This window comes from Caedibacter taeniospiralis (assembly GCF_002803295.2).
Taxonomy (GTDB): Bacteria; Pseudomonadota; Gammaproteobacteria; order Francisellales; family Francisellaceae; genus Caedibacter; species Caedibacter taeniospiralis.
The window spans coordinates 18042-29510 of sequence record NZ_PGGB02000005.1; the positions used below are offsets into that span (position 1 = coordinate 18042).

Below are 11469 nucleotides of genomic sequence, written 5' to 3' on the forward strand. Positions count from 1 at the left end.
CCATGATTCTACAAGCGGGAAATTGTGTATATGCTGATTTAAAAATATAAAGAGGAGTTTACCGTGCTATGACGGATCAGAAAAATCCTTACCCATTATTATCGCAAACTTTAGATTTGGGATTTACCACATTGAAAAACCGTATTGTTATGGGATCGATGCACACGGGGCTTGAAGAGCAAAAGAGCGGTTTTGAGCGCCTGGCTTATTTTTACCAAAAACGTGCCAAAGGGGGTGTTGGTCTTATTGTTACAGGAGGTGTAGCTCCCAATATTTCAGGGTGGCTATATCCGTTTGCCATTAAACTTACCAATCAAAAAGAAGTCCGTAAGCATAAACTGATCACAGAGGCTGTACATAAGGCGGAAGGCAAGATACTCATGCAAATTTTGCATGCAGGACGCTATGGTTACCATCCTTTATGTGTGGGAGCGTCTAACATTAAGTCCCCCACGAATAAGTTTAAACCAAGAAAACTTAGTAATTGGGGAATTAAACGCACCATAAAGCACTTTATGCGTGCGGCAGTACTTGCAAAAGAGGCGGGTTATGATGGTGTAGAAGTCATGGGTTCTGAGGGATATTTGATTAATCAGTTTTTAGTTGAGCATACCAATAATCGTCAAGATCAATGGGGTGGCAGCTTTGACAATAGAATGCGTTTTGCACTTGAAATTGTTAAGGCGATTCGCCAAAAGGTGGGCGAAAAATTTATTATTATGTTCCGTTTATCAATGCTTGATTTAGTTGAGAAAGGTAGTAGTTTTGATGAAGTGGTCATATTAGCTAAGGCGCTAGAACAAGCAGGTGTTACCATTATTAACTCAGGCATTGGCTGGCATGAGGCGCGTATTCCAACGATCAGCACGCAGGTGCCACGAGCTGCATTTGTCCCAGTGACGGAGTTAATCCGTAAGCACGTTAGTATTCCTGTGGTTTGTGTAAATCGAATCAATACCCCTGGTGTCGCGGAAGCTATTTTACAGCAGGATAAAGCAGATTTAATTTCCATGGCGCGACCCTTATTAGCCGATCCTGACTTTGTCAAAAAAGCGCAAAATAATAAAGCACAGGAAATCAATAGCTGTATTGCCTGCAATCAGGCGTGCTTAGATCATGTATTTGTTGGCAAACAGGCATCCTGTCTGGTCAATCCATATGCTTGTAACGAGACAATGATGCAGTCGTTGCCCGTGACAAAACCAAAGCAGATAGTCGTGGTTGGGGCAGGTCCTGCTGGATGCACTGCGGCAATTGAGCTTGCCAAAAGAGGGCATAAAGTCGATTTGTATGAGGCATCAGACAGAATAGGTGGGCAATTTAAGTTAAGTGCCAAAATTCCGGGCAAAGAAGAGTTTAATGAGACATTGCGTTATTTTGAAAATCAGCTTAATAAGCATAAGGTTAATTGCATATTAAACACCAAAGTAAGCACTGATGATTTAATTGCTAAACGCTATGATGATATTGTGATTGCCTCGGGCGTTATGCCACGTATTCCTGATATTGAAGGAGTCAATCATCCTATGGTGGTGAACTATATGCAGCTATTAAACGGCGAGGTAGAGCCAGGTAGTAAAGTGGCGGTGATTGGTGCTGGTGGTATTGGCTTTGATGTGTCGGTATTTTTAGTGTTTGGCGGTAAAAAAATGGGAGAAAATGCTCAAGGGTACTACCAGGAATGGGGAATTGATACGACTCTTCAGCATCGTGGTGGGTTAAAGCAAACAATAGAACCAAGACCTGAGTGTGAAGTTTTTTTACTGCAGCGAAAGGATGAAAAACTTGGTAAAAGATTAGGAAAAACCACGGGTTGGATACATCGCACAACCTTAAAACATCAGAAGGTTAAAATGCTCAGCGGGGTAAATTATAATCAAATCGATGATGAAGGATTGCATATTACCATCAAAGGTAAAAAAGAAATTCTCAAGGTTGATCAGGTGGTCATTTGTGCAGGACAAGAGTCTGATAAAGCTTTGTATCATGCTTCGATGGCAAAGGGTATCAGCAATGTTCATATTATTGGTGGCGCGCATATTGCTGCAGAAGTAGATGCAAAACGCGCGATTAAAGAAGCGACGGAGCTCGCGTTACGGCTTTAGAGTGAAATAACGTGAGTTCGATGTCGCTATTTATTGTTTTCAAAATATTCGTATATCAATCTGTGATAATTTATCAAACGCTGCTTATTGACCTTGCCATCCTTGACGGCTTGATTGATTGCGCAACCCTTGGTATTTTCTGAGTGGTCACAATTTCTAAATCTACATTCGTTATCAAGTTCAGAAAATTCCTGGAAGCCTGAAAAAATCTCGGCTTTATCTAAGTGCCAGATACCAAACTCACGAATACCAGGGGAGTCGATAATATGCGTGTCTTTATCCAGGTGAAATAGTCTCGCACTTGTGGTGGTATGTTTGCCGCGACTGTTTTGCTCAGAAACTTCACCTGTAAGCGTTACAACATGACCAAACAGTGAATTAAGTGTTTCTGATTTGCCAACACCCGATTGTCCAACAATAATCGAGGTTTTATGCTGCAATAGACCTTTCAGGTTTTGCAGGTTATCGTGGTTTAAGGCAGAACAGGTAATGACCTGATAACCAAGACGCTGGTACAGCTCAATGATGTTATGAAGTTGGCATTGATTATCGGATGTCAAAAACAAGTCCATTTTATTGAGAACGATGACAGGCTGAACTTGCATATGGTGCGCTGCTACTAAATAGCGATCTATATAATGCTCAATAGGTGTAGGATTTACCGCAAGCATAATAATGATCTGATCAATATTTGCTGCCATCGTCCTATCATCAGCCCTAAGCTTACTAGGGCGAACAAGCGCATTGATGCGTGGCAGGATTTGACAAATAATGCCATATTCACTGTTGTCCTGGGGTAAGTACAGTACTTTATCGCCAGCAACGATGGCTCCTAGATTTTGACGATACTGACAAAAAACGGTCTTGCTATCATAAGTTTCCAGTTCAATGAGTTTCCCGCGATGTGAGATGACAAGCCCTGTTGTGGCGGATGAAAAATCATCGTGCAATGATTTATGTGCTTTGATGTTGCGAAGCTGCTGTTTACTTAGGTTACGTTTTGCCAAAGGTGAGTTTGTATCTTGATAGAGGGTTGCGCTAGATTATAACTTGTCATGTGAAAGGTAAACACAAGATTATGCTGGATGTTACGCCATATACATTCCGCCATTGACGTGTATTGTCTGACCTGTGATGTAACGCGCACCCTCTGATGCTAAGAAGGTTACTGCTGCTGCGACATCCTCTGGTTGCCCTAAACTCTGTGCGGGCACTTGATTGATGATCGCTTGTTTTTGCTCATCGGTTAATTTATCGGTCATGTCTGTTTGAATAAACCCTGGGGCAACAACGTTGACGGTGATATTGCGGGAGGCAATTTCTTGCGCAAGAGACTTAGAAAAGCCGATGACACCTGCTTTACTGGCACAATAATTCGCTTGCCCTGGATTGCCCGATGTGCCAACTACCGAGCCAATGGTGATAATGCGACCCCAGCGTTTTTTCATCATGTGGCGAATTGCCAATTTAGAGAGGTTAAATACAGAGTCCAGGTTGGTGTGGATTACATCAAGCCAATCCTGTTCGCTTAGACGCATCATCAAGTTATCTTTAGTGATTCCTGCATTATTGATGAGAATATCAGGATGTCCTGTATTATCTTTCATCCAGGTAAAAACCGACTCAATGTCAGAAATTTCAGTTACATTAAGCTTAATACCATAGCCTTTGCCATATTGCTTTAAGGTGTTGGTAATATTCTTGGCACCAGATTCTGATGTGGCTGTGCCAATGACAGTGGCGCCTTTTTGGGCGAAATCTTTGGCGATTGCCGCACCAATACCGCGGCTTGCTCCAGTTACAAAAACAACCTTATTTTCAAAACTCATTTTTTATCCTTAGTTGCTATACTGCGTGCGATCATAATCTGCGGGAATATGTTGAAGCATTTTGTTGCAGATTTGGTGTATTGATTTGCAGGCAATAGCATGCCCTATTATCAAAAAGCGATACACCAAAGGTGCTCAAAAGGCAAAAACAAAAACCTCGGATTATGATCGGGCACAGTATATATTATGCTTTGACTTGTTCAATTAATTTATCAAATGATTCAACCGTCGCGGTATCTTGATAGTTAAGCTCTTTCACAATGCGTTTATTCAAGCCCGTTAATACTTTGTTAGCACCACACTCAATGACTTCCTGGATTCCTGATTCAGCCATTTTTTCAATCGTTTGCGTCCATTTAACGGGGGAGTAAAGCTGCTTGGTTAAAGGATCTTTGATGCCAATAGCATCAGTGTGTATAGCAACATCACAATTATGAATAACGCTAAGGCTTGGAGATTTAATCGTGATTTTATCTAATGCGCTGGCAAACTTTTCAGCAGCATCTTTCATGAGTGAGCAATGCGATGGCACGCTAACAGGGAGTAATTGTGCGCGCTTTGCTCCCATTGCTTTGGCAATCTCATTGGCTTTTTCAACGGCTTTTAGCTCACCTGAAATGACGACTTGACCATGGGAATTAAAATTAGCTGGTTCAACAATACCTATCCATTTTGCTGCATTGCAGCATTCGATTACCTCTTCATTTGTCAGTGCCAAAATAGCACTCATGGCACAGTCTTTATCGGTAACAGCCGATTGCATAAGCTGACCTCTCAGTTTGACTAATCTTAGTGCATCGTCAAAGCGAATGCTCTCTGCCGCACACAACGCAGAATATTCACCCAGGCTGTGTCCTGCTAATATATCAGGGTTAATGTTGCTATAAGCACGTAGTACACGCCAGATAGCGATACTTGCAGCTAAAAGTGCGGGTTGTGTATATTCTGTCTGGTTCAGCTTATCTTCATCGTGCTGGATAATATGCCATAGATCAAAATCAAGTGCATCATTGGCTTCATCAAAGGTTTCTTTCACTTCACTAAAACGAGCGTAATAATCGCTCAACATACCCAGTTTTTGTGAACCTTGACCTGGGAAAACAATGGCAGTCTTTATCATTTAAGCTACTCCTAAAATGAGGTTGTTACGCTAAAAATGGGATCATCCTAGTGAATTTTATGCCAATCTTCAAAAGGTTTATTCTGGATTGCTTAAAATTCTTGTGCACTTTAGTTACGGGAGTTACACCACATTCGCACTAAAGCGACACCTCATTTCTCTGAGGATTGTTGTAACTTGTTTCACTAATGCTTTGGATTTGCATAATAATGTTGTTGGCTACCTGTGATTGCAGGTTGTTATAAATCAGCTGCTGCTGGCTGTTGTTGCTTAGCTGCTGGGTTGCATTGGTTGTGTAGGCTTGCTGCTCGGAGTTACTTTGATCTTTTAGAATGACTTGATTTTTGTTGTTCAAAATATCATAGCCGACGTTGTAGCTTAAAATATAATCATTCGAGGATGCGCCCCCTGTGATGCCCACAAGACGGCGACTTTGTGTGGCAGATTTGATGTGTATAATGATATCCGCATTTTGAGAAGAGTCTACCAACTTGGCGCCCGTTGAGGTAATGATCGAGTTTAAGAGGTTGATAAAGCCAAACTCACTGCCTGAGTAACTGACATAAATTTTTTGCATAAACTTAGGCATGCCCTCATTCCAGCCACGCAAATGAAAGCCGCAGCCATAAAGTATGCCAGTAAAGAGCAGAATAAATAAAAGCTGAAGATTAAAACGCTTGGTAAGAGATAATATATTCATGTCAGTTTAGGCTCCAATGACGATATTCATTAATTTTTTAGGGACATAAATCGCTTGTTTAACGGTCTTGCCTGCTAGACATTTGCTAACGATTTCATGTGCGATCACCCTATCCTCAATTTCTTTTGGACTAAGCTTGCTTGAGATGTCAAGCTTGGCACGAAGTTTGCCATTGACTTGAACAATAAGGGTAAAACTGTCACTCACAAGCGCTTTTTCATCAATAAGCGGGAAGTTTGTCTTTAAGATATTCTCCCCAAAGCGAAGGCGTTCCCACAGAAACTGAGTAATATGGGGGGTAAAAGGTGCTAATAATCGTAGCAAAATGCTTATCCCCTCAGTAATTACGGCACTGTTGTGTGCACTTTGCAAGCTGTTAAAAATCTTCATGCACGCTGATACCACGGTATTAAACTGCATTTTATCGAAATCAAATAATGCCTGTTTCAGAACACTATGGATCTCAAGGCGCACCACTTTATCTTCAGCACTTAAGACTTCGATGTCGATAAGCTCATTGGGTTTGATTTGAGCCTGGTGAAGATGTACATAGCTCCATATTTTTTTCAAAAATCGGTGGGCGCCTTCAACGCCTGAATCAGACCATTCCAGTGACTGCTCAGGAGGGGCGGCGAACATGCTAAATAAACGCACCGTATCGGCGCCATATTGTTCAATAAGCGCTTGCGGGTCAACGGTATTACCTTTGGATTTTGACATTTTGGCACCGTCTTTTAATACCATGCCCTGAGTAAGTAGATTGGTAAATGGTTCGTCACTTTCAACAAGTCCAGCATCACGCATTAGTTTATGGAAAAAACGTGCGTATAAAAGGTGCATAATTGCATGCTCAATCCCACCGATATATTGGTCCACTGGCAGCCAGTAATTCGCTTCATCATCAAGCATTTTATCCGTACTTGGGCAAGTGTAACGTGCGTAGTACCAGGATGACTCCATAAAAGTATCAAAGGTATCCGTTTCACGTGTGGCTTTATCGCCGCAGTGCGGACAGGTTGTTTCATAGAACTCTGGCATAAGCTTTAAAGGGGAAGTTGTACCGTTCAAAGTGACCTGCTTAGGCAGTCTGACGGGAAGGTTTTCCTGTTTTTCATGGACGATTCCGCAATGTTCGCAATGGATCATTGGAATCGGGCAGCCCCAATAGCGTTGGCGTGACACCCCCCAATCCCGAATCCTAAAGTTCGTGGTGATTTCACCTTTGTTATGTGCTATCAGAAACTCACTGATCTTATCAAAAGCCTGATCAAAGTTAAGACCGTTAAACTCGCCAGAATGAATCAATACGCCTTTTTCGGTAATTGCTCCCTGGTTTAAATCAGTATTACCTTCAGTGGTTTGAATGACTTGCTTTAAAGGGATGTCGTATTTATGGGCAAATTCCCAATCACGCTGATCATGTGCTGGCACAGACATAACAGCCCCCGTGCCATAGCTCATCAGTACAAAATTCGCGATCCATACTTCAACTTCATTCCCAGTAATGGGGTGTATTGCATAAAATGGTGTTTTGATCCCGAGTTTTTCCTGAGTGGCAAGATCGGCTTCCATGGTCGAAGTCTGTTGGCATTTTTTAATGAATTCAGCAATCTTAGTATTATCTTTAGCCGCTGCCAATGCCAGTGGATGCTCAGCTGCAATGGCTAAATAGGTAACCCCCATTAGGGTGTCTGGGCGTGTGGTAAATACATCAAGCTTTGTGGCATTGGCAGTAAATGAAACCGTGACACCTTTGGATTTGCCAATCCAGTTGGTTTGCATGATTTTAACTGCTTCGGGCCAGCCTTGAAGTTTATTAAGATCCTGCAGTAGTTCATTCGCATAATCGGTGATTTTAATAAACCATTGTGGGATTTCCTTTTTCTCAACCAAAGCGCCTGAACGCCAGCCACGCCCATCGATCACCTGTTCGTTAGCAAGCACCGTTTGATCCACAGGATCCCAATTGACCACCGAGTTTTTGCGATAGACGAGTCCTTTGTTATAAAGTTCGATAAAAAACCACTGCTCCCATTTATAGTAGCTATCGTCACACGTCGCAATCTCACGATCCCAATCATAGGCAAATCCTAAGGACTGTAGTTGTTTTTTCATATAGGCAATATTGCTATAGGTCCAATCCGCTGGTGCTTTCTGGTGTTTGATTGCCGCATTTTCAGCGGGTAATCCAAAGGCGTCCCAGCCCATGGGTTGTAACACATTTTTACCCAGCATGCGCTGATAGCGACTGACCACATCACCTAAGGTGTAGTTGCGTACATGCCCCATATGTAATGTGCCACTGGGATAAGGCAGCATTGACAGGCTGTAAAATTTCTCTTTTGAATCATCTTTGATGGCTTTAAAGGATTGATTTTCTTGCCAAAAGCGTTGAATTTGTTTCTCTAGTTGAGTGAAGTCATAGGTTTGCTGCATTGTTTTATCCAACATGTTAAGTTTCAGGACGCGGGTAAAAGTATTAATTTGGAGAGTATGTTAGCGAAATTTTTAAGCAACGACTAGGGGCAACAGGATTTATGTTGTAAGGTAAACAGTTAAGTCTAATCATCGTCGAATTGCTCAATAGCAGGGATTGATTTATGGAAGTTTGAAGCTTAAAGTTATACTGCAGCTACAGTCAATAAGCATGGTCATCGTGATCAAATTTGAAGGACCTACTGATCCTGTGGCTGATGATGAATGGTATGGCGTAACGTAAATCTTAAGGAAATGTGATGAAGGGAAAATATTTACCAATGATAACAGTTGTATTGGCAATGAGCGGTTTAGCGTTGTTGCATGCGGCTGAAGATTTAAATCAAAACGCATTAAAGTTGGCTAATGATCAAACTATTGGCGATGGGCAGATGGCGCAAAGTTCCAACTCTCCCGTGGGGTACTGGTTGCAATATAGCGATGATGGCAAACAAGCGCAGTCAATTCTGGAAGTTTATGCAGGCAAAGATGGTAGGCTTGAAGGCAGGATCGTCGTGCCTTTTGTTAATATGACAGATGATAAAAAACAAGTACCTGATGTATCGTGTAAAAAGTGTGGCAAGGGTGATGAAAACGGTTATACATTTGATTATTCCAGTTATCCTGATAATCAGGTGCAAGGCTTAAAAATGATGTGGAGTTTTACTCAAGACGGTAAGAGGGATGGATCTGATGGTGCATTATATGGGAATGGCTCAATCCTCGATCCATCGAGTGGCAAGGTCTATAGCTGTAAGATCCAGACTCAGGAAAATGGCAAGAAGCTATATGTGCGTGGCTATATTGGTTTTTCACTGTTTGGGCGCACACAGTACTGGTATCGCATCGATCAACAGGAGGCATTACGCTGTGTCAAAGCTTGTGGAATCACAACTGAAGGACATTATGCTTATGCCGATAAAACGGGAAAAATCATTAATGAAAAACTGTGGCAACAATGCTCGAGCATTACTATAACGGCAGGTAGCCTGTGTGATTTTGAAGCATAGACATATGTTTTAAATTCCATATATTGCACTTGTGATACAATTTTGAAGAATAAACTTTGAAAAGCCTTTGTTTTTGAATAGAATCGCTTTTGAGTTTTAGATCTTAAGAAACCACGGAGTGAACCCTATGAAAAAGACGTTAAAACGTAAATCAGCCTGCGTATTACCCGCATTATTATCGCTTGGCTTGTTAGCGGGCTGTGCAAGTTCTGGTAATGTAAGTTACGTTGACCCGCAAGGTGTCGATACCAATTCTATTAATTTCAGCTCAACCGACTTGCAGACAACCACGCAAAAAATGGTTGGTGGCATGTTAGCATCTCCTGCGATTGCACGCGTGAGCGCGGGTGACAAACAACCTGTTGTGTTCTTTAGCACGATCAAAAACGAAACGGCTGAGCACATCAATACAGGCATGTTGGCTAATACGGTTTCAACAGAGATTATTAACAGTGGCAAGTTCCAGTTTACGGATATGTCACAGGTTAAAGAGATGAAAGCGCAGATGGACTATCAATCTGAGTCTGGGATGGTTGATCAGGTAACAGCGACAAAAATGGGGCAGCAGATTGGGGCGCAATATATGATTTATGGCAGCATTGCCGATATGCAATCCATGAATAAGGATCAACAATCCTTATTCTTCTTGATTACCTTAAAAATGATTGATTTAAAGACAGGCATAATCATCTGGCAAGATCAACAGCAAATTCGCAAGGTACAAAAGCGCAGCTCTTTTGGCTGGTAGTTTTGCATCTTTCTGTTTATCTAACTCCAATTATCTAAAAGAGAAGTGATTAGCTTTACTCCAATTAACGGATTTAAAAGAACATGAAGCTACTATCAAAAAATAGTGTACTGTGGCTTTTAAGTGCGAGTGCATTAATGCTATCAGGTTGTGCTACTTTTTCGGCATCCTATCCCAGTAAAATGAAAGCCGTTAAGGCAGATGCTGAGGAGGGCAATTTGAGCGCCGCGCAAAAAGCATTTACTGAGGAGTTTGGAGATAAGCCAGATAATGATAATTTGTATTTGCTGGAGCAAGGGCGTTTAGCACAATTAAGTGGTGATGTGGCAGAGTCTAAAAAAGCCTATGAAGCGGTGATTCAAACCGTAGTAACAAGCCAAATGGCAGCGAAAGTGCAAGTATCGAAAATGCTTGAGAATATGGGCGCGGTATTGACGAATGATCGCGAGCTGCCTTTCTCAACCCCTGATTATGCGATGACATTTTTATATCCTTATCAAGCTTTAAATTACTTATCTGAGAACGATTTAAGTGGCGCTTTGGTGGCGATTCGCCAGTTAAGTAATGCACAATACTGGACATATCAACAGAAGCTTATGGCGGGAGATTTGCAAAGCAAATATCAAAAGGATACGAGTAAAGTCGGAATCGATGAAGGCAAATTTGGGCTTCAAAAATCCAAAGAAATAACGAAGATGTTTAGTGCGGTTAAAGATGCCAGTAATGCCTATGAAAATGGTTTTGGCTATTATCTGGCGAGCATTTTGTATGAGGCTTTTGACGATAATTACAATAATGCTTTTGTGTCAATCAAAGATGCAAAGCGGTTATTGCCAGATAACCCTCATGTGCTACGCACGTATCAGGAGATGGAGCGTGGCTTTAATGGTGGAAGTGCCTATGAAGATGGCAAAGGACGTCTGGTGGTGATTTATGAACAAGGATCTGTCACCCCAAAAGTGGCGTTTAAGCTGCCGCTATTTTTAGGAAAACTTGGGTTACAAGAAGTGGCGGTGACCTATTATCCATCGCAGTATACTTTGTTGCCGCCAAAAGATTTATATGTAACTCAACATGACAAAATCATCGACAAAGGACAAACATCGCTATTGGTCAATACGACACAGATGGCGATGAAGTCTTTAACCGAAGAATATCCTGTGATTATTACCCGTGAAGTCATTCGTTTGGTGGTCAAAGCCTTGGCAACCTATGAAGCGACTGATCAGGCAGGTGGATGGGGGTTGTTGGCAGGTTCCATCTACAGCTTTATGACCGCGCAGGCAGATGAGCGTAGCTGGTTGCTATTGCCGAATAATATTCAGTTGTTTGAAAATCAATATAATGCGGGAAAATATAGCGTGGATATTGGACTTAAACAAACCCCTGTTGAAATACACAGTAATAAAACGACGTTGCTTTGGGTTGTCAATATGGGCAGTTTTAATAAAATTTATCAGTTTGCACTTTAAGACTATAGGG

9 protein-coding genes are annotated in these 11469 nt (G+C 41.7%); 4 read left to right on the plus strand and 5 right to left on the minus strand.

The annotated features are described in order from the left end of the window. Positions 1-68: 68 nt before the first annotated feature. Positions 69-2105, plus strand: coding sequence for an FAD-dependent oxidoreductase (locus CU053_RS02910; RefSeq protein WP_100551307.1), 2037 nt, complete (start codon positions 69-71; stop codon positions 2103-2105). A gap of 26 nt (positions 2106-2131) precedes the next feature. Here the strand turns inward: CU053_RS02910 and rsgA are convergent, their stop codons facing one another. From rsgA to leuS, 5 genes are all read right to left on the minus strand, one after another. Beyond that, positions 2132-3112 carry a ribosome small subunit-dependent GTPase A gene (rsgA, locus tag CU053_RS02915; RefSeq protein WP_100551308.1) on the minus strand — a complete coding sequence of 327 codons (981 nt, stop codon included), beginning with the start codon at positions 3110-3112 and terminating at the stop codon, positions 2132-2134. An 81-nt stretch (positions 3113-3193) separates the two neighbouring features. Beyond that, positions 3194-3934 (minus strand): 3-oxoacyl-ACP reductase FabG, encoded by a 741-nt coding sequence (fabG, locus tag CU053_RS02920; RefSeq protein ID WP_100551309.1) that lies wholly within the window; start codon positions 3932-3934, stop codon positions 3194-3196. A gap of 184 nt (positions 3935-4118) precedes the next feature. Then, positions 4119-5054, minus strand: a complete 936-nt coding sequence (fabD, locus tag CU053_RS02925) for an ACP S-malonyltransferase (RefSeq protein WP_100551310.1) — start codon at positions 5052-5054, stop codon at positions 4119-4121. 139 nt (positions 5055-5193) lie between these two features. Next, positions 5194-5754: an LPS-assembly lipoprotein LptE gene (locus CU053_RS02930; protein WP_100551311.1), complete on the minus strand. Its 561-nt coding sequence runs from the start codon at positions 5752-5754 to the stop codon at positions 5194-5196. A 6-nt stretch (positions 5755-5760) separates the two neighbouring features. Continuing rightward, positions 5761-8190: a leucine--tRNA ligase gene (gene leuS, locus CU053_RS02935; protein ID WP_100551312.1), complete on the minus strand. Its 2430-nt coding sequence runs from the start codon at positions 8188-8190 to the stop codon at positions 5761-5763. A gap of 299 nt (positions 8191-8489) precedes the next feature. On the opposite strand from leuS, the gene CU053_RS02940 reads away from it, so the two are divergent. The 3 genes from CU053_RS02940 (at position 8490) to CU053_RS02950 (ending at position 11459) form a co-directional block, all read left to right on the plus strand. Continuing rightward, positions 8490-9239, plus strand: coding sequence for a DUF2147 domain-containing protein (locus CU053_RS02940; RefSeq protein WP_158106959.1), 750 nt, complete (start codon positions 8490-8492; stop codon positions 9237-9239). 127 nt (positions 9240-9366) lie between these two features. Continuing rightward, a complete protein-coding gene (gene lpoB / locus CU053_RS02945; protein WP_100551313.1) occupies positions 9367-9987 on the plus strand; it encodes a penicillin-binding protein activator LpoB in 621 nt (206 codons plus the stop codon). An 83-nt stretch (positions 9988-10070) separates the two neighbouring features. Beyond that, complete coding sequence (locus tag CU053_RS02950) at positions 10071-11459, plus strand: COG3014 family protein (RefSeq protein ID WP_100551314.1); 1389 nt, start codon at positions 10071-10073, stop codon at positions 11457-11459. Positions 11460-11469 lie beyond the last annotated feature (10 nt).